Source organism: Embleya sp. NPDC056575, from assembly GCF_042793325.1.
GTDB lineage: Bacteria > Actinomycetota > Actinomycetes > Streptomycetales > Streptomycetaceae > Embleya.
On sequence record NZ_JBHTVA010000001.1, the window covers coordinates 57,331 to 83,355 of the forward strand.

Below are 26,025 nucleotides of genomic sequence, written 5' to 3' on the forward strand. Positions count from 1 at the left end.
CATACAGTGCAGTTCATATGAACTCAACAGTGCAGTTCAGTTGAACCGACCCGTACGGTTCAGAATTGATTAGACTGAGTAACGATCCGGCGTTCACACACCGCGCCGAACGCACGCGGCAACGCGTGAACGTGTGAACGCCACGAACCAACGCGACGACGAACACAGGAGCCGACCGTGTGGGCAGCCGAGCAGACCCCCAAGCGCATCCCCTCGGGTGACCGCGCGGCACGCAAGCGCGCGGCGATCCTGAAGGCGGCGACCGACGCCTTCCTGCGCGACGGCTACGGCGTGGGCATGGACACCATCGCCGCCGAGGCCGGCGTCGCGAAGGTGACCGTCTACAACCACTTCGGCAGCAAGGAGGCCCTGTTCATCGCGATCGTCGGCGACATGCTCGATCGGGCGCTGGTCGACTCCATGCGTCTGATCGAGGAGCGCCTGGGCTCCTCCACCGATGTACGGGCCGACCTGATCGCCATCTGTGAGGCGTGGGTGGCCGGCCACGCCACCCCGGAGGTGCTCGCGCTGCACAACGTGGTGCTGGGCTCGATGCCCCGCCTGCCCGAACTGGGCCGGACCTGGCAGGAGTTGGGCCCGGACCGCTTCCACGTGGTGGTTCGCACGGCGCTGACCCGGCTGGTCGAACGCGGCGAACTGGCCATCGACGACGTGCCCTTGGCCGCGATCCAGCTGTCCGGCCTGGTGCTGATGCCGCACATCGCGTACGGCTCCACGGGCGCCGCGCCGGACGCGGACCTGACGGCCCGTCTGATCACCGGCGGCGTGGACATGTTCCTGGCCCGATACCGCCCGCAGACCCGCCCGGACGCCGGCTAGTCCCCCAGTCGGCACACCCCCACACGCCGCGAAGGCGCGCACGGCACGGACCGTCGGACACCACGACGCGTTCCTGCGAAATGTCCGCTTATTTTCTGCGAACTCCCTCTAAGGTCGACCAAGCAACCTTTTGGAAGGGATTCGCCTTGAAGCTCCGCAATGCCGCCGGCGCCGCCGTGGCCGCCCTGGCACTGGTCCTGTCACTGCCCGGAACCTCCGTTGCCGCCGAGGGCGGGTTCCACTACAAGTACGTCGACGAGTCCGGCCAGGAACATCAGGTCACCCTGCACGACCCGCGCAGCGGCGTGTGCATCGACCTGTACGGCGTCGGTTCGGACGACGTCCCGCCCGGCTACGGCCCCCACAACGACACCGACTCCTGGGTCACCGTCTACCAGGGGGCCCACTGCGCGGGCGCCGAGTGGCGCCTGAAGCCGCACGGCAATCCCGCCCGTGACGACCTGAAGGTGCGCTCGGTGCTGTTCGACGTCACCGACTGACCCGACCCCGCGTCCCGGCGTCCCGGCGTCCCGGCGACGGTCTTCGTCACATCCGCCGTCCCGCAACGGTCAAGGGGGCAAAGCCGGGTGGGATCGACGACGAAGGGGGCGCAACGATGAGCGACGACGCGCGTCAGGGGCCGGGGATCGGTCGGGACGAGTATGTGCTGCGGCCGATCGGCCGGGTCGAGTCCCCGCTGCTGGATCGGGCGTCCGCGCCCAAGCAGGGGGACGAGGGTTCACCGGAGGCCTGGCTCGTGTTCGAGCCGGACGTGGCCGACGGGCTCCGGGACCTGGCGGTCGGCACGGACGTCCTGGTGCTGACCTGGCTCGACCGGGCGGACCGGGACGTGCTGTCCGTGCACCCGCGTGGCGACGCCCGCACGCGGGTGCGGGGCGTGTTCGACACCCGCTCGCCGGATCGGCCCAACCCGATCGGTCTGCACCGCGTACACATCACCACGATCGACGGCCTGCGGATGGGCGTCCGCGACCTCGAAGCGCTCGACGGCACCCCGATCTTGGACGTCAAGCCGGTATTGGGGGACATCGGCGAGCGCTGACCGAGCCCCCGGGCCGACGACATTGCCGTCACCGGCCCGGGGGCTCGGCTCGACCTCGGCCTCAGCCGAGGAGCTTGACCGCCTGGTAGTAGGTCCAGGCCGTGCTGTTGCAGGTCGCCCGAGCCACCGCGCCGTACGGGGCGCAGACCCGCTTGAGGTCCTCGTACAGCGCGCTGTCCAGGCGGGGCTTGTTCGCGGCGAAGGTGCCCGCCGCCTTGTAGTTGCGGTAGCCGAAGTCGTGCCGGGCACAGGAGTTCTGGAACGGGAAGCCGAGCGGGTTGTCGGGCGAGCTGCTGCAGTAGTCGGTGGACCAGTCGAAGTTGTAGGCGGCCCAGTTGCCCTGGTTCTGCCGGGCGGACCACCAGGCGTTGTAGCTGGCGGCGCTGGTCTGGGTCCAACTGGACAGCACCTGCGGCTTGTCCGCCGGAGCGGCCTGGACCGGCGTGGCCACGCCGACTCCGACGCCGATCGTCATCGCGGTGGCGGCAAGTGCCATGGACAGTCGACGCATCGAATACCTCCAGGATGCCGACGCTCCGGGTGTGGAGCGCCGTGGGCAGGGGACGCAGGTGGTACGGCCGAACTCCGAACTCCCCTCGACCGGTCGGCGACGCGAGACGCGATCCGTGGACGCGGGAACGGACGCCATCCCACCGGAGGAACGCGGTTGCCGTCCAGACTTCGGCGGACTTCGGATGACAATTCATCCTCCGGGCACACCCGATTCGCCCGACGCCCTTGCGCACACCACACGTTGGCCACCGCGAGGTGCCGCCGCCACGCGCAGCGCCGGATCGTCTCACCGTCGTGGGCGCGATGCGGGCCGGGTCCACGGCTACGCTACGCGCGTCCGCCTCTGTCCCGCCGACGAGACGGCCGACGGCGCGGTCTCGACCAGGAGGGATCGGGCGTCACATCCGCGGCACGCAGCACCGGCGGCCGCGTGGGCGCACCGCGCCGGGACAACGCGTGCACACGGCCCACCGGTTCGGCGAACGCGAACGGTTTGCATCGAGAGCCCTTTGCTCGTCTCCTCACATATGGACCGCGTAAGGCCGAACGACCGCCCGCACACCGCGAGGCGTCCGGCACGACCGGGCCCGGGTCACGCGTCCTCGCGTCGCATGCGGATCGTTGCCACGGTCAGCGGGACGGCCACGTACAGGCAACTCACCACGGCCGCGCCGGCCGGGGGCAGCGCCGAGCCGTAGACCGAGTTCGGGTTTCCGGTACCCGCCAGTTGGCCCGGAAGGCTGTCCAGGGTCAGCGAGTTGACCCGTCGGTCCCACGGCGCGGGCAGGCTCTGCAGGACCATCGGAATCACGTACAGCAGGCCGGCCAGGCAGGTGACCGTGCCCGTCGTCGAGCGCAGTGCCGCGCCCAGGCCGAACCCGACCAGCGCGGCCACGACCACCGCCAGGCTCTGCGCGAGCAGCAGGGCGGTGGTGTGCGTACCGGCGTCGGCGAAAGCGCGGATGGGGCGGTCCGCCACGACCGCCCGACTCGCGTAGGAGCCGGCGAACACGCAGGTCGGTCCCACGACCAGGGCAACTCCGCCCACCACCAGTGCCTTTGCGGCCAGCACCCGACCGCGCCGCGGCACCGCGATCAGCGTGTCCCGGATCATTCCGCCGGCGTACTCGCCGGTGATCGTCGATGCGGCCGACACCGCCACGCTGATCTCGACGACCAGCAGGAGCAGCGACTCCAGCGGCGCCATCGAGAAGTGCGCCCGATCGCTCTCCGCGAGCCCGTCCCAGGTATGCGCGCCGTACCAGGCCAGGGCACAGATGCCGGCCATGGCGAGGACGATCACGGCGAGCGTGACGAGGGTGGAGCGTGCGGTGCGCAACTTGAGCCATTCCGCGGCCAGAACGTCGATCATCGCGCCGTCCCCGTCGCTCGCGCATCCCCCGACGGTCGGTATTCGACGTCGGCGGTGGTGAGTTCCGTGTACGCCTCCTCCAACGATGCCGTACGCGGGCGGATTTCCCAGATCGGGATGCCACGCGCAGCGGCCAGGTCGCCGACGCCGGGCGCTTCGATCCCGTGTACGACGAGGCGGCCGTCCGTCTCGGCGGCGGCCGTGGCTCCCAGCGCGGCCAGTGCGGCGGTCAGTTCGGCCGGTCGCGGGGTGCGGACCAGGACGCCGCGTGCGAAGCGTTCGGTCAACTCCCTTACCGAGGTGTCCGCGATCAGTCGACCACCGCCGATCACGATCACCCGGTCGGCGGTCGGTTCCATCTCGCTCATCACATGGCCGGCCACGAACACCGTGCGGCCCTCGCCCGCCAGTGCCCGAACCCACAGGCGGAACCACCGAATGCCCTCCGGGTCGAGGCCGTTGACCGGTTCGTCCAGGATCAGTACGCCGGGGTCGCCGAGCAGCGCCGCGGCGAGCCCGAGCCGCTGTCGCATGCCCAGCGAGAAGGTCCGCACCCGGGCCCGCCCGACGCCGGCCAGGCCGACCTGGTCGAGGACGGCGTCGACCCGCCGGCGGGGTATCGCGTTGCTCCGGGCCAGCCAGCGCAGATGGGCGATCGCGGAACGCCCGGGGTGCGCGGTGTTCGCGTCGAGCAGCGCGCCCACCTCCCGCAGCGGCCTGGGTAGTTCGCCGTAGGCCCGGCCGTCGACGCGGGCCGTTCCGGCGGTGGGACGATCCAGGCCCAGCAGCATCCGCAACGTCGCGGATTTGCCGGCCCCGTTCGGGCCGAGGAATCCGGTCACCACACCGGGACGCACTCGAAACGACAGTCCGTCGACGGCGACGACGCGGCCGTAACGTTTGGTCAGGTCTCGCACTTCGATCATGCGCACCACCCTCGCCGGCCCGGTTCGGGGGCACATCGGGCGCCCGGCCGACATACCACCGGATGAGGCGGGCCGACGCGGCGCTGCCTAGAGTCGGGGGGTGAACGAGTCGGGACGGGACGGTCGTGGAATGCGGGAATCCGCGACGCCCGCGGCTGCGGCGGCCCAGGACGGGGCACGGGAGGCCCCGCCGCGCGAGTCCAGGTTGCGCCTCGCGATCACCCGGCGGTTGACCCCCGGATGGCTCCTTGGGCTCGACGCTGCCGCCGGTGTGGTGTTCGGGCTGGTCGCGGCGGTCGAGGCGGTCGGCGTCCACCGCGGCCAACTGCCCTGGTGGGCCTCGATGTCGATCGTGCTCGGTATCGCGGTGCCGCCGGCCGTGCGGCGGCGTCGGCCGGTCCTCGCCTTCGCCGTCGTGCTCGCCGCCTCGATCGCCGCCGAAGTCGCCGACGCCGGGCCCACGTTGTTCCTCGCGGCCGGCTTCACGCTGTATCCGGTCGCCCTCGCCTGGCGTCGCCGCCGCTTGCCCACCGCGGCGATCGCCGGGCTGAGCGCGATCTGCGTGTTCGGCCTGCCCGTGGCCGGCCCCGCCTACGCGTCGCACATCGATCCGGCGCCGGTGCTGGCCGCCGGCGGTGCGCTGGGCGGCGCCTGGACGATCGGCCGGACGGTACGGGCACGTCGGGCGTTCGCGGCGGATCAGGCGCGCCGACTCGCCGACGCGGCGGCGGCCGACGAACGACTGCGGATCGCCCGTGAGTTGCATGACGTGGTCGGCCACACGATGGGCGTGATCGCGGTCAAGGCGGCGATCTCGGGCCACGTGGCGCGGGATCGCCCGGACGAGGCGATCGAGGCGTTGCGGGTGATCGAGGCCACCAGCCGCGACGCGCTCACCGATCTGCGGCGCATGCTCGGGGTGTTGCGGGCGCAGGAGGAGGCGGAACTGCACCCGGGCCGGGGCGTCGCGCAGGTACCGGCCCTGGTCGAGCGCGCGCGGGAGTCGGGCATCCGGGCGAGCCTGCACGTCTTCGGGGCGGACGAGTTGCCGGAGAGCGTGGGCCGTTCGGTGTACCGCGTCGTCCAGGAGGGGCTGACGAACGTGGCCGGGCACGCTCCGGGGGCCCGGTGTGCCGTGTCGATCGAGGCGGACGACCGGCGCGTTCGGATCGAGGTGGTCGACGACGGTCCGGCGACCTCGAATCACCGACGCGAGCCCGGTGGCTACGGCCTGGTCGGCATTCGCGAACGGGCCGCGATCCACGGCGGCACGGTCACGGCCGGCCCGCGTCCGGAAGGCGGCTTCCGCCTCACCGTCGAGTTGCCCCTCGATCGAGGCCCGCACCCGGCACCGGACCCATGTTCGGCCCCGCCCCCGTCCCCGAGCGCGCGGGCGTGACCAACCCGATCTCGTAGCACGTGATCACCAGTTGCACCCGATCGCGCGCACCGAGCTTGTCCAGGAGTCGGCTCACGTGCGACTTCACCGTGGGCAGCCCCACCCGCAACCGCTCGCCGATCTCGGCGTTGGACAACCCTCCGGCCACCAGGAGCAGCACTTCCCGCTCCCGGTCCGTCAACCCCGCCACCTCGCCCGAGGACGGCGACGGCGAAGGCGCCCCGGCCCCCGGGGCCGGACCGTACCCGGCGATCAGACGCCGCGTCACGGTCGGGGCCAACAACGCCTCCCCCGCCGCGATCACCTCGATGGCAGCGAGCAGTTCCGCCGGCCGGGTGTCCTTGAGCAAAAACCCACTGGCGCCCGCTCGCAACGCCGGATACACATACGCGTCCAGGTCGAACATGGTCAGAATGAGCACCCGAGTGCCCGGCACGCCCGTCGGCCCGCAGATCGACCGAGTCGCCTCGACGCCGTCCATCTCGGGCATCCGGACGTCCATCAACACCACGTCCGGGCGTTCCCGGCGGGCCAGTTCGACGGCCTCGACCCCGGTGGCCGCCTCACCGACGGCGAGCAGTCCCGGCGCGGAGTCCACCAGCATCCGAAAGCTGCCGCGCAACAGGGCCTGATCCTCGGCCACCAACACCCGGACCGGCACCCGCAGTCCCCCAACCCGTCGCCCCGACACCCTGTCGCGACGATACCCCAGCCGATCCCGGGCATCGCGCCGAACCGAACGAGCCCGACACCCCCCCACGACCCGCCCCCTCAGTGCGACCCCGTCCGAGCCCCGGCCCGCCGCGCGGGCGTCGACGGCGCCGCCACGGTCTGCTCCCCGTCCCCGCCCGTGCCATAGGGCAGCAGGGCGTACACCACCCACCCACCGTCCGGGTCCGGGCCGATGTCCAACCGTCCGTCGAGCATCGCGACCCGTTCGCGCATGCCGATCAGCCCGTGGCCCATTCCGTCGCCCGGTGCCCGCGCGCCGCGCCCGTCGTCGCCGATGCGCAACTCCAGTGCCTGCTCCAGGTATCTGACCAGCACCTTCGCGGTGGCCTGCGGACCGGCGTGTTTGCGGGTGTTGGTCAGCGCCTCCTGGATGATGCGGTAGGCGGTCAGGGCGACGGTCCGGGAGGGGTCGATCGGTACCCCCTCGACGGTCAGACCCACCGACATCCCCGCGCGGCCGACCTGGGCGACGAGATCGTCCAGGTGGCCCAGGTTCGGTTGTGGGGTCATGCCCTCGGTCTCGTTCTCCGCGCGCAGGACGCCGAGCAGCCGGCGCATCTCCACGAGCGCCTCGCGGCCGGTCTTGGCGATGGTGTCCAGTGCCTCGCGGGCCTTGTCCGGGGCGGTGGCGATGGCCCGTCCGGCACCGTCGGCCTGGACCACGATCACCGACACGTTGTGTGCCACCACGTCGTGCAACTCGCGGGCGATCCGGGAACGTTCGGCCGCCGCCGCGATCTGTGCCTGCTGGTCCCGTTCGAACTCCAGGCGCGTCGCGCGCTCCTCGAGTTCGGCGTAGTAGGCCCGTCGGGTGCGCATCGAGTCGCCGAGGACCCAGGCGATACCGAGGCTGGTCACCAGGAAGCAGTAGCCGAACAGGCCGTCGCGCAGGCTGAGTTCGAGGTTGGTGCCCCATCGGGCGAAGTAGAGTCCCGGCCCGACGAACACGGCGACGAGCGCGATCCGCGCCCGCCGACGGCTGCCCCACTTCGCCGTCGTGTACAACACCATCGGCACCGCGAAGCTCGCCGCGGAGATCGCCCCGGTGAAGAACAGTTGCCCCACACCGCCCAGCGCGACCACCAGGAAAGCGGCTCGAGGGTAGGCCCGGCGCAGCACCGCGCCCAGGCAGAACACCGCGACGACGACCCATGTCCAGGTCCAGGCGTGGCCGGTCGGCGCGTCGTCGGCGTTCTGCTGACTGGCACTCAGCAGCGGCAGGGGCAGCATGTACAGCACATCCACCACGAGCGGACGCACGCGCAGCCAGGCGTAGATTTTTTGCACACCCGGACGTTACGGTCGCTGCGCCCGCACCGGCGTCATCCGGCGCGGCGAGCGCTCCCCTAGTCCGGAGGTCGCACATGTAGGGGTCGTCTCTCCTCCGGCCGGCCCCGGGCCCGGTGCGGAAGTTCATCCGGATTGCGTTGACCCCCGAGCCCTCCTCATGCAAGCTCGGCGCGGGGGATCTTCGCGAGGAGGCAGGGTGGGGTACTGCGGGAGTTGCGGCGGCAACGGCTGGATGCCGATGGAGACCATGTGCTCCGGGTGTGGCGGATCCGGCCGGAACACGCTGGTGCAGGACGGGATGGGCTGCGGGGGTTGTGGCGGTAGCGGTCGCAACATGCAGATGCAGCCGTGCCCGAACTGCAACGGCACCGGGGGACACGGCGGCGGAGGCGGCGGCCCCGCCTACACCCCCCAGCGCGGGCCGGTCTCGGCCGCCGGGCGGATCAAGATCTTCATGTACAACCTGATCCTCATCGGCGGGCTCGGCGGATACGTCTACTACACGACGCGGTAGCCCCGAGGGCGCCGATCTCCGGGCCGGCCCACGGCGGCCACTTCGGCATCGCGTTCAACCGGTCGGCGAACGGGTCGAAGAACGGGTGCGACCAACCGCCGTGGGCGAAGCCGCCGTCGGGACCTCCGGCCACCGACACCCGCTTCGGGCACCGCCCTCGGAGCCCGACGGGACAGCCGTATCGGCCGTCGGCGCCGAGGGCGGTTTCCCAGGCCGGTTTCGCGGTGGCCGCGACGACGTGATCAGCGGCCGGCCGGCTCCTTGCAGGTACCGGGTGGGCTGTTGCGCAGCACGACGGCGGCGCGCTCCGGGTCGACGATGGGGAAGACCCCGTTCGGGTCCGCGCCCGGCTCGATCTCCGTCCTGATCGGCCACGTGGTGATGCCGACCTCGGCCAGGGCACGTTCCACCCGCGCCCGTACGTCCGCGAGGTTCGGACACCGGCCGCCGGCCGCCGGGCCCTGCAACAGCCGGTTCAGGCGGCGGACCTGGTCGATGGTCGCGCCGCCGTAGCGGGCGCCGTCGTCGGGGCGGGTCATGCCCAGCGCGGCGCAGGCATCCCGCACGCCGACGCCGGCCGGTTTCGGCATCGTCCACAGGCCGTTGTGCTCGCCCTTGCGCGTACAGGCCACCAGCGGCGGCACGGCGGGCCTCGGAGCGGTGCGCTCGGGGCTGTCGGCCGGCAGGTAGGTCCGGGCGGTGTCGGTCATCGCGTCCCAGACCGCGGCGCACGCCTCCTCCGGGGTCTGCGCGGCGTCGACGTGCATGGCGTAGAGGAACGCGGGTTCGACGGTGTACGTGTACGAACAGCTCGTCTGCTGGGGATAGGACAGCCGCGCCGGCGCGTCGTCGATGAGCATCGCCGCCATCGTGCCACCGGCCGCCGCGAGGACCGCGAGCGGTACCCCGATCCGCCAGACCATCCGCCGACGGCGGGAAGCGGGGGTGCGGGCGCCCTCCTCCGCCGCCGCGTCGTGAAATGCCTGGAACAGGGTGGCCGTCATCCCCTCGGCCCGGGCGGCGGGGAGGTCGCGCTCGGCCGGCGTCGGCAACAGCGCGGCCAGGTCGTGGGTCACCGACTCGTCGAAGTGCGAGTCGGCGTGGGCGGTCGGGCGCTTCATCGGGCTTCCTTCCGAATGGGTCGGCCGACGGGCAGGCGCCCCGGCCGGCGGGCGGCGTCGACACGTTGCGCAGGCGCAGGCGCGGGCGCAGGCACTGGCGTCGGCAAGGCCCGATCCGCGCCCTCCGGCGCGCCCTCCTCCCGGTCCGCGAGCCGCTTGAGCTTGGCGCGGGCCCGGGACAGCCGGGAGCGCACGGTGCCGACCGGAATCCCCAGGGCCTCGGCCGCCGCGGCGGAGTCGAGTCCGGAGAACACGCACAGCGCGACGACTTCGCGCTCCTGCCGGCGCAGCGTGCCGAGCATCGTCCGGATCCGGGCGATCGTTCTGGTGTCGTCGATCCGGCCGACCAGTGTGTCGGCGAAGTCGGGCACCGCCTGCTCGCGCGGCACACGGTCCAGGACCGCCTGATGTCGCCGCGCCGTTCGTCGTTGGTTACGGACCACATTCGTCGCCACGCCGAGCAACCACGGCCGCAGCGAGCCGCCTTCGGCGGCCACGTCGGCGCGCAGCCGCCAGGCCTCCAGGAAGGTCAGCGCCATCACGTCCTCGGCCGCGGCCCAGTCGCCTGTCATGCGAAAGCCGTGGTTGTAGACGGACTTCGAGTGTTCGGCGAACAACTCCTCGAAGGCGTAGGGGTCTCCGGCTCTGATCCGGGATCTCATGCTTGTTTCCACACCCTTCGACTGTCCGGCAGCCGCCCGCGCGCTCCCGGAGGGTGACGCGCGTCACCCGCGTCCGGGCGTCCGGGGCATGGGTCACGGGTGCGTATAGGCGAGGATTCCCTGCTGCTTTTCACCCGTGCGCGCTGCGATGCTCTTCCTGCACGACCGCACGAGCACGGCTGCACGGCTGCACGGCTGCACGACGGAAAGGAACCCTCCCTCGGATCCGGCCTCGGACCGTGATCCGACCCTAGTGAGCGGAGTTCTCTCGTGACTGCAAAGACCCTTCGCAAGCGTCTGGGCCGAGTCTGCAAGGTCACGGCCCTGACGGTGGCCGGGATCACCGCGATGTTGGCCCTCGCCGCCGGCCCGGCCGCGGCCGATGCCGACGGCGGGTTCGGCGGGTTCGGTGGCGGATCCAGCGGCGGTGGCGGCGCGACCGGTACCTGGTAGCGGGCCTCGGGCCGGTGCGACCCGGTGGACGTGTACCGAGGCCGCACCGGCTCCGCCGCACGTGCGATGCCCACCGTCGGAAGGGGCCACGATGCACAACGGTTGGATCGTCCTGGTCATCGGCGTCACGCCGCTCGTGCTGTTCGGCGTCTTCATCGCGCGGGTCGAGCCCGATCCGGACACCTGCGCGAACTGCGGACATCTGCCCGCGGACCACGGAAACACGTGTGGCGGGGACGAGTTCGACGTCGGTGAACTCGTGCCCAACGGCAAGTCGTGCGGCTGTGCGCGGTATCGCCGACGCTCGACCACCGGCTGATGTCGCGGCGCGGGCGTCCCGTCGACATGCGCCGAAAGATGTGGTCCACGTCACACAACGCGATGCCGGAGTCGGGTGGTCATCGTGGTGTGAAGCGAACTGGTTGTGGGATCGGGCTCTCGGTCGTGATACCCGTGTTCAACGAGTCACGGCGGTTGCCGGGGACTCTGGCGGCGGTGGTCGATCATCTCCGGGAGGTCGGAGGCGATTGGGAACTGGTCGTCTCCGACGACGGATCCACCGACGACACGTACGCCGTCGCCGCGGCGGTGGCCCGCGACGAGCCGCGGGTGCGACTGGTGCGACATCCGGTCAATCGGGGCAAAGGGCATGCCGTACGGGTCGGGGTCGCGGCCACGCGCGGTGACCGGGTGCTGCTGTGCGACGCGGATCTGGCCACCCCGATCGGCGAGTTGGCCCGGCTCCAGGCCGCGCTCGACGCCGGGTTCGACGCGGCGATCGGCTCGCGCGGGCCGGCGTTCGCGGTGGCCCGGCCGCCGGTGCGCCGGATGTTGTCGGATGTCGGGAGCCGGCTGATCCGGGCCGTCGCGCTGCCCGGGACGGTGGACACCCAATGCGGGTTCAAGCTGTTCCGGGGCGATCGGGCCCGGGCCGCGTTCGCGCGCGCGAGCGTGGACGGGTGGGCGTTCGACATCGAAGTGCTCCGGCTCTTCCTCGCGTTCGGCTGGAGCTTCGTCGAGGTTCCGGTGGCCTGGACCCACCAGGACGGCTCCAAGCTGCGCCCCGGACACTGCCTGGAAGTGCTCACCGACCTGGCCCGGGTACGGCTGCGGCACGGCCCGGCGCCGGCCGCCGGCCGCACCCCCGGCGCGGAGCCGCTGCGGATGCCGCTCCCCCCGGGACGGGCCGCGTGACCGCGGTGCGCGAGTCCGTCGCGCCGATCCGCGCGATCGCGCTGCCCCGCTCCGTTCGCACCCTGGACGCCCTGGTGTGCGGCGTCTACCTGGCCGCCTCGCTGCTGCTGTACCACGGCCTGTGGTGGGGCGGGCCCGGCGGGCGCTATCTGGTGGACAGCGGTCAGGACCAGCGCCAGTGGGAGTGGTTCTTCGCGGTCACCGCGCGCGCCGTCGCGCACGGGGAGAACCCGCTGACCACGACGCTGCAGAACCATCCCGACGGCGTCAACCTGATGGCGAACACCTCGATGCCGGGGCTGTCCATCCCGCTCGCGCCGATCACCTGGCTGTTCGGGCCGTCGGCGACCTGGGCGATCGTGCTGACCTTCGGGCTCGCCGCGACCGCCGCCGCCTGGTACTACCTGATCTCGCGTCACCTGGACGTCTCGCGCCCGGCCGCGGCCCTGGGCGGCGCGTTCTGCGCGTTCGCCCCGCCGATGATCTCGCACGCCAACGCGCATCCCAACCTGGCCGTGTTGTTCGTGATCCCGCTGATCATCGACCGCCTGCTGCGGGTGGCCGGCGGCCTGCGGCCGATCCGCGACGGCGTCCTGCTCGGTCTGCTGACGACTTATCAGATCTTTCTCGGCGAGGAGGCGCTGCTGCTCGCCTCCACCGGGATCGCGCTGTTCGCCGTCGGCTACGCCTGCGCCGCGCCCGCCGCGGCGCGCGCGGCGCTGCGTCCGCTGGCCCGGGGGGTCCCGATCGGCGCGGCGCTGTGCCTGGTGCTGGTCGCCTATCCGCTGTGGTGGCAGTTCAACGGCCCGCAGAGCTACACCAATCTGCTGCACGGCCCGGCGGGCAACGACCTCGCCGCGCTGACCGCGTACGCCGACCGCTCCCTCGCCGGCGACATCGACGTCTCCTCGCGCCTGTCGATGAACCGGACCGAGGAGAACGCGTTCTTCGGCTGGCCGCTGGTCCTGCTCGCCCTCGCCCTCGTCGTCACACTGTGGCGCACCGCGCTTGCCAAGGCGCTCGCGGTCGTGCTCGTCGGCGCCGCGCTGTTCTCCCTGGGCCCGGAGATCATCCTGAACGGCGAACCCACCGGAATCGACGGGCCGTGGCGCTGGCTTGGGCAACTCCCGCTGTACGAATCGGTGTTGGAGAGCCGATTCACCATGGTCTGCGTGCCCGTGTTCGGCATGCTGCTCGCGCTCGGCGCGCAGGCCGCCACCCGTACCCGCGATCGCCGGATCCGGCTGCTGTGGTGCGTGGCCGCGCTCCAGGCGCTGGTGCCGCTGCTGCCGCAACCGCTGACCACCCAGCCCCGCGAGGCGACGCCCGCGTTCTTCGCCGACGGCACCTGGCGCCGGTACGTGGGGTCGGGTCGGGCCATCGTGACGGTCCCGCTGCCCGACCCGTCCGACGCGCGGGCGCTGAGCTGGCAGGTCGACGCCGACCTCGGCTTCCCGCTCGCCGAGGGCTACTTCGTCGGCCCGTTCGGACCGGACCGGCTCGGCGGCTACGGCGCCGTCACCCGGCCGACCTCGAACCTGCTGCGCGAGGTGCGCGACAACGGCAAGGTTCCGGACGTGACCGAGCAGGACCGCGCGCAGGCCCGCGCCGACCTCGCCTTCTGGCACGCGGACGTGGTGGTGCTCGGCCCGCACTACCAGGAGAACGCGCTGTGGTCGACGCTCGAACTGCTGCTCGGGCCGAGCCGGCAGGTCGGCGGCGTGTGGGTGTGGGACGTCCGCGGTGGGAACGGCCGGGCTGTGGACGCCCGGGACGGGGGTGCGGCCGGTGCCGGCTGAGCGGGTGGCGGCGCATCGGACCGGGGGATTCGCGGCCGACCCCGAGCCGATACGGTCCCCGGGAGGCGCCGGCATCGGCGGTTGGGCGAGGGAGGGCAATCTGGTGCGGGCGAGCGACGAGCACGCGTACACGGAGTACGTGTCCGCCCGGCTGCCCGCGCTGCGCCGGGTCGCCCGCCTGCTGTGCGGGGACCCGGACCGGGCGGACGACATCGTGCAGAACACCATCACGCGCCTGTACGTGCACTGGCGGCGCGCCAGTGCCGCGGACGACCTGGACCGCTACGTGCACCGCATGCTGGTGCGCGCGTTCCTCAACGAGCGCCGGCTGGCCTGGGCCCGGGTACGGCTGGTCGGCGCGCCGCAGGACATCCCGCTGCCCGCCGCGCCGCCCGGACCCGACGTGGAGACGCGCGACGCGGTGCGGATCGCGCTGTCCCGGGTGCCGCCCAGGCAGCGGGTCGTGCTGGTGTTGCGGTTCCTGTGCGATCTGCCGGTCGCCGAGGTGGCCGAGGTCCTGAACTGCTCGCAGGGCACGGTGAAGAGCCAGACCGCGTTGGGCCTCGCGCGCCTGCGCACACTGCTGGACGGGCCCGTCGTGGCCCGATGGGAAGGGGCGTAGGAGGGCGATGGACACCGAGGAGTACGAGGGCGCCCGACTGCTGGCCGCGTTGCGCGAGACGCCTCCGGTCGGATCCGACGAACCGGGCGTGTACGTGGCGCGCGCGATCCGCGACGGTCGCCGCACGGTGCGGGCCCGCCGGGTGCTGGCGGTGGTCGGCGGCGCGGTCGCGGTGGCGATGATCGCGCTGGTGACGGTGGTGCTCGCGACACCGTCGCACGACGGGCGCTTCGGGCCGGCCGCCGGGGGCGGCTTCGACGTGCGCGAGCGGGCCTTCCGGGTCGGCTCGGCGGGCGGGTACACGCCGGTGTCCTACGAGACGGGCCGCTTTCGCCAGCGGGTGACCCTGGGGCCGGAGAAGCCGGGGGCCGCGCCGGAGTTGGCGGCCACGCGGGCGACGGTGACGATGTACGCGGCGGGGCGGTTCCCGGCGATGGCGAGCGCGGCGGGTTCCACCGCGCCGTCGGTCCGGGAGCGTCCGGCGGTGTGGCTGATCGGGCCGACCCCGGTCGACGGCCGGCTCGAACTGGCGTGGCAGTGGGCCCGGGACGCGTGGGCCGTGGTCTCGCTCACCGGCCCGGCCGCCGACGCCGAACGGGTCCGACACATCGCGGAGAGTGTGCTTCCCGACGCCCGGGTACCGGTGCGCGTCCCGCTGACCCTGGCCCCGGGGGCGCTGGCGAGCGGGGAACACGTGGTCGCGGTGATCGCGCCGATGGCGCCGGAGAGGTCCTCGTTGTACGCGCTGCGCTTCGGCACGAGCGATCCGCCGAACGCGGAGGGCGGCGACCCGGCCTCGTTCGTGGTGGGCGTCGGCGCCACACCGGGCGCGCACGACGTGCGCCCCGACCGCATCTCCCGGGCCGACGGCGCGTTCGCCGAGTCCGAGCCCGCGATCGAGCCGAACCGCCTGCGCGTGTTGCTGGCGGCGATCCGACTGGTCGACACCGCCTCGATCCAGCCGACCCTGATCCCCTCCGACGGCGCGTCCACCGCGATCGCCCCGACCACGTCCCCGCCCACCTCGGCATCGGGATCGCCGACCTCGACGATTGGCACGGCGGGCAACCTGGACGGCGCCGCCACGTCCACCCGAAACCCCGGCAGCGGTACACCGGACCCCACCGACACCTTCGGCTCCCCGATGACATCCACGTCGGCGACGGGGTCGGCCCGCTGAATCACACCGGTCCGGCGGGGGCCGGGGCCGCGGGGCAGGCCGCGATGTGCGCCCGGCTCAGCGTCGGCGACGCGGTTGTGGCATCGGGCCTTCGCGTTTGAAGGTTTCGACGATCGGGGTGGTCTCGACGTTCGTGATGCCCTCGACCGAGCCGAGCGTGTGGGCGATGAAGTCGTACAGGTCGGCGGTGTCCCGACACAGCAGGCTCACCAGGAAGTTCGCCCGCCCGGTGGACACCGCGCCGAAGACCACACGGGGGTCGGCCGCCACCACCTCCGCGACCGCCTCCAGTGCCGAGGGGCGTACCGACATCCACAGGAAGGCGGGCATGGCGTAGCCCAGATACTCCGGGTCGGTCTCCACCTCGAAGTACAACACGCCCGTGGCGCGCAGCACTTCCAGCCGGCGGCGGACCGCCGACTCCGAGGTTCCGCAGGCTCGGGCCAGGTCCGCGAACGACATGCGACCGTCCCGGGACAACGCCGCGAACAGCGCCCGGTCGTCGTCGTTCCAGGGCGGCAGCGGCGCGTCCGGGTCGACCACCGGCGCGGAACGGGTCAGCGCGGCCACCTGGTCGGCGTCGAGGCCGATCTTCTGCGCCCGCCACCCGGGCGGGCCGCCGACCACCACACGCAGGATGCAGTGCGCCTCCAACTCGCCGACGCCGGCCGCGCGGCCGAGGTTGCGCAGGAGTTGGTCGCCGCGGGCCTCCGGGCCGCGCGGCCGGGTCACGCACATCACCTCGGCGCCGGCCGACAACAGTTGTACCCAGGACACGTCCGACCGGCGGCCCAAGCCCTCCGCCACCGCCTCCACGGCGTCCGGAACGCAGCGCACCCGCAACACCCAGGATGCCTGTCCGGTGCGCCGGGTGTCGCCGATGGCCACCACGCGCATGGCTCCGCTCGCCCGCATCCGCCGGTAGCGGCGCACCACGGTCGCGTCGGACACGCCCAGCACCTCGGCGATGCGCGCGAAGGGCACCCGGCCGTCGATGTCCAGCGCGTGCACGATCGCCAGGTCGACGGCGTCGAATTCGATGGATCCCACCGGCGGGAGCGTAGCCGTATCGGGAATCCGCCGCATTCGCCGCGTGGACTCGACGCGATCCCGCGGATGGGCGAGGGTTTCCGTCAGCGGGCGGAACGCGGACGCGGGGTGGCGGGGCGGGGCGCGTCGACGGGGCGGATCGGGTCGCCGTCGGTCGCGGCCGACTGTGCGCTCGGGCGGTGGTGCGCCTCCGTACCGCCGTTGCCGTGATTCCGCCGTCCTGTGGATCCGCCCTTCCGTCGTTCCGTCGTTCCGTCGTTGCGTCGTTCCGTCGTTGCGTCGTTGCGCTTCCGTCATTCGGTCACGCCGTCATGCCGTCACGCCTTCGTCCCGTATCTCGTCCTGGGAGTCCTCGTGCGCAAGTGGGGGCCGCTGCTCGCGGTCTGTCTCGGATCGTTCATGTTGCTTGTCGACGTCACGATCGTCATCGTCGCGCTGCCCGACATGGGCGCCGATCTGGGTTCCTCCTACACCGACCTCCAGTGGGTGCTGGACGCCTACTCCCTCGCACTGGCCGCGTTGATGCTCGGCGCCGGATCGCTCGCCGACCGGATCGGCCGCAGGCGGGTGTTCGTCGCGGGCACCGTGGTGTTCACCGCCGCGTCGCTGCTGTGCGCGGCGGCGCCCGACACCGGGACGCTGATCGCGGCCCGGGCCCTGCAGGGTGTGGGCGGCGCGGCCATGTTCGCCACCACGATCGCCCTGCTCGGACACGCCTACCAGGGCCGCGACCGCGGCGTCGCCTTCGGTGTATGGGGGTCGATCTCGGGGGCCGCCGCGGCGGTGGGGCCGATCATGGGCGGGCTGCTCACCCAACACCTGGGCTGGGAGGCGATCTTCCTGGTCAATGTGCCCATCGGCGTGCTGACCGTGGCGATGTGCCTGAGTCTGCTCACCGAATCGCACGGCAACCGAGCGGCGCGGCCGGACCCGGCCGGCATGGTCACCTTCACGCTCGGCGCGGCGCTGCTCACCTACGGCTTCGTACGAGCCGGCGCCGACGGGTGGACCGATGGTCCGACGCTGGGCGTATTCGCCGCCGCCGTCGTGGCGTTCGGGCTGTTCGTGGTGGTCGAGGCCCGGGTCGCCGAGCCGATGATCGACCTGGCGCTGTTCCGGCGCGCGTCGTTCAGCGGGATCATGCTGTCCGGTCTGCTCGTGCAGTTCTCCGCTTTCGCCGCGTTCCCGGCGCTGTCCGTGTGGCTCCAGTCGGTGCTCGGGTACGGACCGGTCCGGGCCGGGCTGGCGCTGCTGCCGCTGGCGGCCGTCTCGTTCGTGGCCTCGGCCGTGGCGAGCCGGCTCCCGCACGGTACGGGTCCCCGGTGGCCACTGGGGATCGGCGCGCTCTGCATCGGGCTCGGCGCGTTCGCGCTGACCCTGGTCGACGCCGATTCGGACTGGACCGCGCTGCTCCCGGGGCTGCTCGTGGCCGGGGTCGGGGTCGGCCTGGCGATGCCGCAGATGGCCGGTGCGGCGCTCACGGCGGTGCCGCCGAGCCGGGCCGGGATGGCCGGTGGGGCGCTCAACACCTTCCGGCAGTTGGGCTTCGCGCTGGGCATCGCGGTGGTGGGCGTGGTCTTCCGGGACGGCGCGGAACACGCGCTGAGCGGCGGCGGGACCACCCTCGCCGCCGACCCGCACGCGACCGCCGAGGCCCTGGGCGGCGGCCGGGCGCAACAGTTCGTGGCGACGGCTCCGGCCGGTGGCCGGGACGCGGTGGTGGACACGATTAGGGACGCCTTCGCGGCGGGCCTGGATCGGGCGTTCCTGCTCTGCGGGGCGCTCGGGCTGGCGGCGGGCGTACTGGCTCTGCTCACCGTCCCGAAGGCGGCCCACGCCCCTGCCGCCGGCGGGACCGGGGCACCGGCCCCCGAACGCGAGTCCGCGTCGCGGTGACACCGACGCGGATGCCGAACGGGCTCGCCCGCGGGCCGGGAGCCGATGCCGCGACGGACATCGGCTCGGCCCGCGTCGGTCGTCGGTCGGGCCGGGACCGTCGCCCGTTCACGCATGCCGCACGCGTCGCGTCAGGCGGCTCCCGACCATCCCCGGAGCACGTCGGTGGCGGTGCCGGCGAGGAATTGCCGGATCAGCGCGGCGATCGTCTCGGGGGCGTCCTCGTAGCTGTAGTGGCCCACCCCCGGCAGCTCGGTGATCAGGCCCCGGGGGAAGGCGGCGCGGAACAGCGGGAGGAAGTGGGCGGCGGCCAGGGTCCGGTCGGCGGTGCCCCAGACGGCGAGCGCGGGGGTGTCCGCCAGCCGGGCCCGGACCTGGGCGGTCGGCGTCTCGAACGTATGCGCGCCGGTGGCGAAGCCCCGGGCCCAGCCGATCGCGCCGAGGCATTCCTCGGGGGTGCGAAAGGCCGCGCCGTACGCTTCGATCCAGGTCGGGGAGATGATCCGGGTGTCCTCGAACCCGTTCAGCGCGAGCGTGCTGAGGATGGTGAAGTCCAGGGCGCCCAGCACCTGTTCGAGCGTGCCGTCGGCGTGCGCGCGGGCGATCCAGCGAAACCAGGGCGACTGGGCGGCGTTGGCGGCCAGTACCGCGCCCAGGTCCTCCTGCCCGAACGGCGTCGGTGCGTTCACGGCGACGACCCGCGCGATCCGGTCCGGGTGCCGGGCCGCCAGACCCATGCCGACCGGGCCGCCGAAGTCGTGCATGACCAGGGTGATGTCGGTCAGGTCGAGATCGAGGACCAGCGCCTCCAGGTTGTCGACGTGGTCCTGGAGCCGGTACGAGCGGGTGGTCGGGGTCTCGCTCTTGCCGAAGCCCATGTGGTCCGGTACGACGACGCGGTGGTCGGTCGAGAGGCGGCGGATCAGGTCGCGGAACAGGTAGCCCCATGTGGGTTCGCCGTGCAGGCACAGTACGACCGGGCCGGCCCCTTCGTCCGCGTAGTGCATCCGGAATCCGGGCGCCGAACTGTGGTGCGGCGCGTAGGGATAGCTGCCCAGGAAGGTCTCGTCGGCGGCGATCATCTCGGGTGGTCTCCTCGGTCGTACGGTCGGCCGGTCCGGCCGCATCCGGGTGGTGGCAACTTGCAACCACCATGACCATAGGAGGCCCGGTTTTAATATGCAACCACTGTTGTTCGGTCGCCCCCGCCGGAAGGGCGGGGGTCGAACCGCTACGGGTGGCGGCGGCCCGCGCTCGGGCGGTCGCCGCGACCGGTCAGGGGGTGTTGCCCAGGGCCTGGCGCAACGGGAGGGCGCCGGTGGCGATGTGTACGCCTCGGGAGACGATGCGGGCGTTGGTGGTGTCGAGCGAGGCCAGGCGCGACAGCGGGGCCGGGCCGTCGTCGTGCAACGAGCAACACAGGAGCAGGATGGTGCGCAACGCCCCGTCGGGATACGGCCCGTCGGGCGCGGTGACCACCTCGCGCAGCGTCTCCCACCGCACCGAGGCGTAGCGGCCGTCGTCGGACCAGTCCAGACACACCGCGTACAGGTCGGGGCGACGGACGAAGGAGCCCTCCTCGGTGAGGATGTACGTGGTCGCCTGCGCCGCGTAGTCGCCTTCGGCGGCCCGGTAGAGCGCGGCCTCGATCACCTCCGAGGACATCGCGGGCACGGACGCCCCGTCGTTGTGGCGCGTGGCGCGGCGGGCGGTGGCCCGCTCGATGCGGTGCTTGTTGTCGACGCGGTTGCGGCGGCTGCTCGGGCGACGTTCGGTACTCATGAGACCGCCCTCCGGGACGGGTCGGGCGCCCATGTGTGCGCGGGGGCGAGCAGGTGTGCCGGGTCGACCTGGAACAGCTCGGCCAGGCGCTCCACGTCATTGAGGTCGAAGGGCAGTTCGCCGGTGAACCGGCGCCACGCCCAGGAGCGGCCGTGGCCCAGCGCCTCGCCGATGGCCCCGTCGGTGTAGCCGTCGCGCCGGGCGAGCATGCGCACGTTGCGCGCCACGATCATCCGGATGGGTTCGTCGGCGGTCGAGGGTGATATCCGCTCCGCCGTTCTCGTCTCACGCGCCCCAGGCGCCACATGCCTCATTCCGGCAGCGTAGAACGCGAGTTGCGGGAACGGTAGGTCCGACACGACACAATCATCCCTCCCTGCGGGAAAGTTGCCCGAACAGCGAAAGCAACCCAACGCCCCGGAACAGCAGTTGAAGCCGGCCGCGGAGCGGGGGCGGCGCGGAGCGGGGGCGGCGACCGCGCCCGTTGGGTGTCGGTCGCCGGAGTTGCGGGCCTGGGACGGGAGTTGCCGCCCCGGCACGGGGACTGCCCCGGCTCGGGAGTTGCCGTTCGGACGCCGGAACTGGCACTCCTGCACAGCGAGTCGCCGCCCCGACACCGCTGCGGGCCCGGCGCGGGAGTTGTCGTTCGGGCTTCGGAGTTGTTGGCGGGTGGGGTTTGGTTGTGGGGGTCAGAGGGGGTTCGACTCGGTCCAGGCCGTGGTCAGGCGGGTGGTGACCTCGTGTAGGACTTCCGGGTCGAAGGCGAAGGGGACGCGTAGGAAGGTGTCGTGGGTACCGGTGGCGTCCATGGCGGCGCCCGGGACGACCTCGATGCCGTGGCGCAGGGCGATCTGGGCGAAGATTCGGGCGTCGGTGCCGGGTGGGAGTTCGATCCACAACACGGAGCCGCCGGTCGGCGGGTGTACGCGCCACGTCGGCAGCGCCTCGGCGAACAGTCGCCGCGCGGTGTCGAGTCGGGCCCGGCGCAGCGCCGCGCGCGAGGCGCTCAGGGCGGGCAGTTCGGGGAGCAGCCGGGCCGCCAGCGCCTGGTCGAGCAGCGGCGTACTCAGGTCGGCCCCGGCCTTGAGCCTGGCCAGCGGTTCGATCACCGTGCGCGGCGCGCGTACCCAGCCGATCCGCAACCCGCTCCAAACCGCCTTGGACAACGACCCCACGGTGAGGATCGACCCGGCCCCGGCATGGGCCGCGATCGGCGCCGGCACCTCGCCGGGAGCGGCGGTGGCCGCGTGCGCGCTGTCCTCCAGGACGGTGACCCGGTGCTCGGCGGCCAGTTCGGCGATCCGGCGGCGGCGCGAAGCGGACATCAGCACGCCGGTCGGGTTGTGGTAGGTCGGCATCACGAACAGCAGCGCGGGCCGATGCTCGGCGAGCGCGCGGGCGAGCAGGTCGATCCGCACGCCCTCCTCGTCGAGGCCGACCGCGACCAGCCGGGCGCCCGCCGCCCGGAACGTGTCGATGCAGCCCGGCCAACTCGGCGACTCGATCACCACGCACGCCCCCGGGCGTACGAACAGCCGGGTGGCGAGCACGATCGCCTGGGTCGCGCCGGTGGTGACCAGGACCTGGTCCGGCCCGGTCGGCAAACCGTGCGCCGTGTGGTGCGCGGCGATCGCGGCCCGGAGCGCGGGCAGGCCGGCCGGGTGGTAGCCGGTGTCCCGGAGCAGCCCGGGCAGGTCCTCCCGAACCAGGTCCAGCAACGCCGCCGCCAGATCGGGCCCGTCGGCGTCGGCCGCGTGCCCCAGCGAGATCACCTCGGCCGGCCCGGAGACCATCCGCTGCACCAGCGCCGTCGCCTGCCCACCCGGCACCCGTCCGTCCCCGGCTGCGGCCGGCACCTCGGGTCGGAGCGCCACGCTGGTTCCGCTCCCCCGCCGACTCTCCACCAGCCGGTCCGCCCGCAGCGAGTCGTACGCGGCGACCACCGTCGCCCGACTCACCGCCAGCGCCTTCGCCAACCGCCGCTCGGCCGGCAACCGCGCCCCGGCGGCCAACGCCCCGTCCGCGATCAGCCGCGCCGTCGCCCGGGCCAGCCCCCGGTAGAGCAACCCTTCCCCCACCGTCCAGTCCCCGAGCAACTCGACCAACTCCGCCGGCTCGACCACGGACCGCACCGAAGGCCCGGTCACGGGGCGGCTCGAAACCACGGGCCGAGCAGCCTCGCCGAACCGCGTGGCGGCCGCACCAGCCGCGCGGGCTCCGCCACCCGTCCCGACCCCGGCGCCCGTCCCGACTCCGGCGACCCGTTCGGCGTCGTCATGCCCGTCGACCCCCTCGATCCCGTCAACCCCTCCAACCATCGCGCCCCGCCCCGCCACGTCCACCGCCCCCGTCGACCCGCCCGCATACGACGGCCGGTCCACCTCCGCCCCCATTGGCCCGGTACGAACGCGGGTCGAGTGGCCAGGCTGGTCCGGTCACAGCAGCGCACAGTACTGGAGCAGCACATGAGTTCGGCCCGCCCCCTGGACGCCCGTCTCGCCGCGATTTGCGACGCGTCCGTGTTCGCCGCGCGGGAGAGCGCCGGTCGACACGAGTACGACGGAACCCTCCAGGACCTCTCCCCCGCCGGCGTACGCCGCGCCGTGGCCGCGCTCGGCGGACCCGCCGGAACGAACGCCTACCCCGACCCCTACGACGAGGCCCTCGCCCGCGCGGCCGAGGAGGCGTTGCGGGTGCGGCTGGACGAATTGGCGCTGTACCGGACCAATCCGATCTGGCACATCGACAACCTCGACCTGTCCGGCTACGACCGCGACTACGCCCCCGCCGACGAGCGCGCGACCGCGCGCCGAGCGCACCTGGCAGGCTGGCCGGACGGCGTGGACGCGGCGATCGAGGCACTGGACCGGGTGCCCGCCCCGCTGGCCGCGGCCTCCCTCCCGCTCGCCCGCGGCCTGGCGGATTTCGTCACGCCGGGCACGGACGCGGTACACGACGCCGCGCGGGCCGCCCTCGACCGCTTCGTCGACCACCTCGACCACGCCCGCCGGCACGGCCCGCCGTCGGCCGCGCTCGGCGGCGCGGCACTGGCCCGCCTGCTCGGTTCCGCCGAGGCCGTCGAGCTGGACCCGGACACCATGACCACCCGTGTCGACGCCGAACGCGACCGGCTGCGCACGATGCGCGACGAGGCCTGCCGTCGGCTCGACCCGCGCGCCGAGCCCTCCGCCACCATCGCCGCGCTCCAGGCAGACCACCCCGACACCGACCGGGTCATCCCGGAGTTCCGGGCCCTGGTCGAGGACGCCGTGGCGTGGGCCGCCGCGCACGACCTCGTCCCCGACCACGACGTCCGCGTCGAGGTGTTGCCCATGCCCGACGCCCAACGCCGCTCCCTGGCCGGCGCGACCTGGGCCGCCGCGAACGAGGCGGACGCGCCCGGCCGCTTCCACGTCAGCCTCCCGCTCCCCGATTGGTCCGCGACCGAGCGCGACCAGTGGCTGCGCACCGGCTTCAGCCGCAACCTGATGGCCAACATGGTGGTGCACGAGGTGGCCCCGGGACACCTCAGCCACGGACGCGCCATGCGCCGCGCGGGCAGCGCGGTTCGGCGCACCGTGCTCTCCGAGGTCTTCATCGAGGGATGGGCGCACTACTGCGAGGAGATGGCCCTGGAGGAGGGCTTCCGCACCGATCCGGCGTTCGCGATCGCCGTCGCGCAGGACGCGCTGCGCCGGGTCACCCGCTTCGCCTGCGCGATCGGCCTGCACACCGGCGCGATGACCGTCGAGGACGCGGCCCGCCGGTTCACCGAGGACGTCGCGCTGACCGGCCCCGCCGCCCTGCACGAGGCCCGGCGCGGCCTGTTCGACCCCACCTACGGCCGGTACACGTGGGGCAAGTTCGCCGTCCTGGACCTGCGCGAACGGGCCCGCGCCCGTTGGGGATCGGCGTTCACCCTGCCCCGCTTCCACGCCGCGATGCTGAACCTGGGCGCACCCCCGCTCGGCCTCTTGGACGCCGCCCTCGATCGAGGCTGACCGCTCGACCGACCCCGCCCCCACCCACCCGGTGCACTCCGATCCGCCACCCGCGAACCGGAGTGCGCCGGTCACCCACGCACAACAGTTGCTATATTGCGCAACTATAGAAACGAGAATCGAGGCCGATCACTTCGCCTCGAACAAACCACCGGGACGAGGCCACGCGATGTCGGGAAGTCACAGGTCGGGCGCCAGGCCCGAGTCGGGGCCGCGGTCCGGGATATCCACCGCGTCACCCCGCACCCGAAGCCCCCGAAGGCGCCGCCGACTCGGCGGCATCGCCCTCTCCCTCGTCATCCTCCTGGTGGCCGGCGCCGGCTGGATCTATCTCCGGCTCAACGGCAACATCCGGACCTTCTCCGCCGACGGCGTCTCCCCCGACCGCCCCGAGGAGACCGGCGGCCGGAACGTGCTGGTGATCGGCTCCGACTCACGCGCCGACGGCAACGACGCGTACGGCGGCGGACAGGGCGACGTCGGCCGCTCGGACACCGCGTTCCTCCTGCACGTGTACGCCGACCGCAGACACGCGGTGGCCGTCTCGATCCCGCGCGACGCGCTCGTGGAGATACCGCCGTGCCGACTGCCCGACGGCTCCTGGACCGGGCCCAAGACCAACACCATGTTCAACGCGGCCTTCTCCATGGGCGACACCACCCGGGGCAATCCCGCCTGTACGCAGAACACCGTCGAGAAGCTGACCGGCCTGCGCGTGGACCACACCGTCGTGATCGACTTCGCCGGCTTCGCCCGGATGACCTCGGCGGTCGGCGGCGTGGACGTCTGCGTACCCACCGACGTCTACGCGGGCGACCTGAACCCCAACCTCCACACTCGCGGCGAGCTGCTGTTCGCCAAGGGCCGCCAGACCGTTTCCGGCCGAAAGGCGCTCGACTACGTACGCATCCGGCACGGCCTCGGCGACGGCTCCGACATCGGCCGCATCCGCCGCCAACAGGCGTTCGTCGCCGCGCTGATCACCCGGGTCAAGGGCAAGGGCCTCGATCCCACCACCCTGTTCCCGCTCGCCGACGCGGCCACCAAGGCGCTGACCGTCGACCCCGGCCTCGGGTCGGTGCAGAAGCTGACCTCGTTCGCGATGTCCCTGCGCGACATCGACCTGCACAACACCAAGTTCGTCACGGTGCCGTGGCGTTACCAGGGCGAACGGGTCGCGATCGTCCGCCCCCGGGCCGACATCCTGTGGAGCGCGCTGCGCGCCGACCGCACCGTCGACGGCGAGGACGCGGGCGGCAACTCCCCGGACCCCACCCTCACCCTCACACCCGACCGCGTCTTCGCCACCGAGCCACCCCCGACCACCAAGCCCACCAAGCCCACCACCGCCTCGACGCCCGCACCCCCGCCGGCATCGATCGTCGACAAGGTCCGCTCCGCCGACGACGACCCGTGCTCCAACCTCTCCTTCGGCTGAGCCCCGAGCCCCGAGCCCTGGGCCCCAAACCCCGTTTCCCACCCGCGCAACCACCGAATCCCGCCCGCCGGGTCGCGCCGGTCCCGGTCGTGGACGAGAACGGCGTGGCCCGCCGGGTCACCCGCTCGCTGAAGTTGCGGGTGCGGATGTCGCGCTGGTACTTCGCCGAGCCGATCGC

26 protein-coding genes are annotated in these 26,025 nt (G+C 72.8%); 14 read left to right on the plus strand and 12 right to left on the minus strand.

The genetic code is table 11. From position 1 onward, the window contains the following. Positions 1-177 precede the first annotated feature (177 nt). From ACFRCG_RS00250 to tsaA, 3 genes are all read left to right on the plus strand, one after another. On the plus strand, positions 178-840 hold the full coding sequence (locus ACFRCG_RS00250) for a TetR/AcrR family transcriptional regulator (protein WP_380027019.1): 663 nt from the start codon (positions 178-180) through the stop codon (positions 838-840). 146 nt (positions 841-986) lie between these two features. After that, on the plus strand, positions 987-1,340 hold the full coding sequence (locus ACFRCG_RS00255; protein WP_380009795.1) for a hypothetical protein: 354 nt from the start codon (positions 987-989) through the stop codon (positions 1,338-1,340). Positions 1,341-1,456: 116 nt separating this feature from the next. Then, the gene (gene tsaA / locus ACFRCG_RS00260) at positions 1,457-1,903 is read left to right on the plus strand and encodes a tRNA (N6-threonylcarbamoyladenosine(37)-N6)-methyltransferase TrmO (RefSeq protein ID WP_380027021.1); all 447 of its coding nucleotides are present in this window, start codon (positions 1,457-1,459) and stop codon (positions 1,901-1,903) included. A gap of 61 nt (positions 1,904-1,964) precedes the next feature. On the opposite strand, the gene ACFRCG_RS00265 is transcribed toward tsaA, so the two are convergent. The 3 genes from ACFRCG_RS00265 to ACFRCG_RS00275 form a co-directional block, all read right to left on the minus strand. Next, positions 1,965-2,414 carry a phospholipase gene (locus ACFRCG_RS00265; RefSeq protein WP_380009801.1) on the minus strand — a complete coding sequence of 150 codons (450 nt, stop codon included), beginning with the start codon at positions 2,412-2,414 and terminating at the stop codon, positions 1,965-1,967. A 594-nt stretch (positions 2,415-3,008) separates the two neighbouring features. Beyond that, a complete protein-coding gene (locus tag ACFRCG_RS00270) occupies positions 3,009-3,788 on the minus strand; it encodes an ABC transporter permease (RefSeq protein ID WP_380027023.1) in 780 nt (259 codons plus the stop codon). Continuing rightward, positions 3,785-4,714 (minus strand): ABC transporter ATP-binding protein, encoded by a 930-nt coding sequence (locus ACFRCG_RS00275; protein ID WP_380027025.1) that lies wholly within the window; start codon positions 4,712-4,714, stop codon positions 3,785-3,787. Before ACFRCG_RS00275 ends, ACFRCG_RS00270 begins: the two co-directional genes overlap by 4 nt. Before the next feature lie 130 nt (positions 4,715-4,844). Between ACFRCG_RS00275 and ACFRCG_RS00280 the strand changes: the two genes are divergently transcribed. After that, the gene (locus ACFRCG_RS00280; protein WP_380027027.1) at positions 4,845-6,113 is read left to right on the plus strand and encodes a histidine kinase; all 1,269 of its coding nucleotides are present in this window, start codon (positions 4,845-4,847) and stop codon (positions 6,111-6,113) included. Here ACFRCG_RS00280 and ACFRCG_RS00285 read toward each other — a convergent pair. Together ACFRCG_RS00285 and ACFRCG_RS00290 are read right to left on the minus strand one after the other, a co-directional pair. Then, a complete protein-coding gene (locus tag ACFRCG_RS00285) occupies positions 6,025-6,774 on the minus strand; it encodes a response regulator (RefSeq protein ID WP_380027029.1) in 750 nt (249 codons plus the stop codon). The genes ACFRCG_RS00280 and ACFRCG_RS00285 overlap by 89 nt on opposite strands. Before the next feature lie 110 nt (positions 6,775-6,884). Further along, a complete protein-coding gene (locus ACFRCG_RS00290; protein ID WP_380027031.1) occupies positions 6,885-8,132 on the minus strand; it encodes a histidine kinase in 1,248 nt (415 codons plus the stop codon). A gap of 199 nt (positions 8,133-8,331) precedes the next feature. Here ACFRCG_RS00290 and ACFRCG_RS00295 point away from each other — a divergent pair, with 199 nt between their 5' ends. Continuing rightward, a complete protein-coding gene (locus ACFRCG_RS00295) occupies positions 8,332-8,649 on the plus strand; it encodes a hypothetical protein (protein WP_380027033.1) in 318 nt (105 codons plus the stop codon). Positions 8,650-8,891: 242 nt separating this feature from the next. Here ACFRCG_RS00295 and ACFRCG_RS00300 read toward each other — a convergent pair whose 3' ends face one another. Next, entirely contained in the window at positions 8,892-9,770 is an 879-nt protein-coding gene (locus ACFRCG_RS00300; protein ID WP_380027035.1) for a hypothetical protein, read from the minus strand. Then, positions 9,767-10,432: an RNA polymerase sigma factor gene (locus tag ACFRCG_RS00305; protein WP_380027037.1), complete on the minus strand. Its 666-nt coding sequence runs from the start codon at positions 10,430-10,432 to the stop codon at positions 9,767-9,769. The genes ACFRCG_RS00300 and ACFRCG_RS00305 overlap by 4 nt, the downstream gene beginning before the upstream one ends. A 270-nt stretch (positions 10,433-10,702) precedes the next feature. Between ACFRCG_RS00305 and ACFRCG_RS00310 the strand changes: the two genes are divergently transcribed. The 6 genes from ACFRCG_RS00310 (at position 10,703) to ACFRCG_RS00335 (ending at position 15,680) form a co-directional block, all read left to right on the plus strand. Continuing rightward, positions 10,703-10,885 carry a hypothetical protein gene (locus ACFRCG_RS00310; protein WP_380027039.1) on the plus strand — a complete coding sequence of 61 codons (183 nt, stop codon included), beginning with the start codon at positions 10,703-10,705 and terminating at the stop codon, positions 10,883-10,885. Between the two features lie 91 nt (positions 10,886-10,976). After that, a complete protein-coding gene (locus ACFRCG_RS00315; RefSeq protein WP_380027041.1) occupies positions 10,977-11,204 on the plus strand; it encodes a hypothetical protein in 228 nt (75 codons plus the stop codon). 176 nt (positions 11,205-11,380) lie between these two features. After that, positions 11,381-12,079, plus strand: coding sequence for a glycosyltransferase (locus ACFRCG_RS00320; RefSeq protein ID WP_380027043.1), 699 nt, complete (start codon positions 11,381-11,383; stop codon positions 12,077-12,079). After that, positions 12,076-13,878, plus strand: coding sequence for a glycosyl transferase (locus ACFRCG_RS00325; RefSeq protein WP_380027044.1), 1,803 nt, complete (start codon positions 12,076-12,078; stop codon positions 13,876-13,878). Before ACFRCG_RS00320 ends, ACFRCG_RS00325 begins: the two co-directional genes overlap by 4 nt. Positions 13,879-13,981: 103 nt before the next feature. Beyond that, the gene (locus ACFRCG_RS00330; protein ID WP_380027045.1) at positions 13,982-14,500 is read left to right on the plus strand and encodes a SigE family RNA polymerase sigma factor; all 519 of its coding nucleotides are present in this window, start codon (positions 13,982-13,984) and stop codon (positions 14,498-14,500) included. A 7-nt stretch (positions 14,501-14,507) separates the two neighbouring features. Next, positions 14,508-15,680, plus strand: a complete 1,173-nt coding sequence (locus tag ACFRCG_RS00335) for a hypothetical protein (RefSeq protein WP_380027046.1) — start codon at positions 14,508-14,510, stop codon at positions 15,678-15,680. A gap of 57 nt (positions 15,681-15,737) precedes the next feature. Here ACFRCG_RS00335 and ACFRCG_RS00340 read toward each other — a convergent pair whose 3' ends face one another. Beyond that, the gene (locus ACFRCG_RS00340; RefSeq protein WP_380027049.1) at positions 15,738-16,730 is read right to left on the minus strand and encodes an Lrp/AsnC family transcriptional regulator; all 993 of its coding nucleotides are present in this window, start codon (positions 16,728-16,730) and stop codon (positions 15,738-15,740) included. 354 nt (positions 16,731-17,084) lie between these two features. Here ACFRCG_RS00340 and ACFRCG_RS00345 point away from each other — a divergent pair, with 354 nt between their 5' ends. Beyond that, complete coding sequence (locus tag ACFRCG_RS00345) at positions 17,085-18,626, plus strand: MFS transporter (protein WP_380027051.1); 1,542 nt, start codon at positions 17,085-17,087, stop codon at positions 18,624-18,626. Positions 18,627-18,757: 131 nt separating this feature from the next. Here ACFRCG_RS00345 and ACFRCG_RS00350 read toward each other — a convergent pair whose 3' ends face one another. From ACFRCG_RS00350 to ACFRCG_RS00365, 4 genes are all read right to left on the minus strand, one after another. After that, positions 18,758-19,708 (minus strand): alpha/beta fold hydrolase, encoded by a 951-nt coding sequence (locus ACFRCG_RS00350; protein ID WP_380027053.1) that lies wholly within the window; start codon positions 19,706-19,708, stop codon positions 18,758-18,760. Positions 19,709-19,901: 193 nt separating this feature from the next. After that, positions 19,902-20,408, minus strand: coding sequence for a hypothetical protein (locus ACFRCG_RS00355; RefSeq protein WP_380027055.1), 507 nt, complete (start codon positions 20,406-20,408; stop codon positions 19,902-19,904). Continuing rightward, positions 20,405-20,722, minus strand: coding sequence for a helix-turn-helix domain-containing protein (locus tag ACFRCG_RS00360; RefSeq protein ID WP_380027057.1), 318 nt, complete (start codon positions 20,720-20,722; stop codon positions 20,405-20,407). Before ACFRCG_RS00360 ends, ACFRCG_RS00355 begins: the two co-directional genes overlap by 4 nt. A 375-nt stretch (positions 20,723-21,097) precedes the next feature. Next, positions 21,098-22,531, minus strand: coding sequence for a PLP-dependent aminotransferase family protein (locus ACFRCG_RS00365; protein WP_380027059.1), 1,434 nt, complete (start codon positions 22,529-22,531; stop codon positions 21,098-21,100). Positions 22,532-22,873: 342 nt separating this feature from the next. On the opposite strand from ACFRCG_RS00365, the gene ACFRCG_RS00370 reads away from it, so the two are divergent. Then, positions 22,874-24,409, plus strand: a complete 1,536-nt coding sequence (locus tag ACFRCG_RS00370) for a DUF885 family protein (protein ID WP_380027061.1) — start codon at positions 22,874-22,876, stop codon at positions 24,407-24,409. Positions 24,410-24,578: 169 nt separating this feature from the next. After that, the gene (locus tag ACFRCG_RS00375; protein ID WP_380027063.1) at positions 24,579-25,847 is read left to right on the plus strand and encodes an LCP family protein; all 1,269 of its coding nucleotides are present in this window, start codon (positions 24,579-24,581) and stop codon (positions 25,845-25,847) included. Positions 25,848-26,025 lie beyond the last annotated feature (178 nt).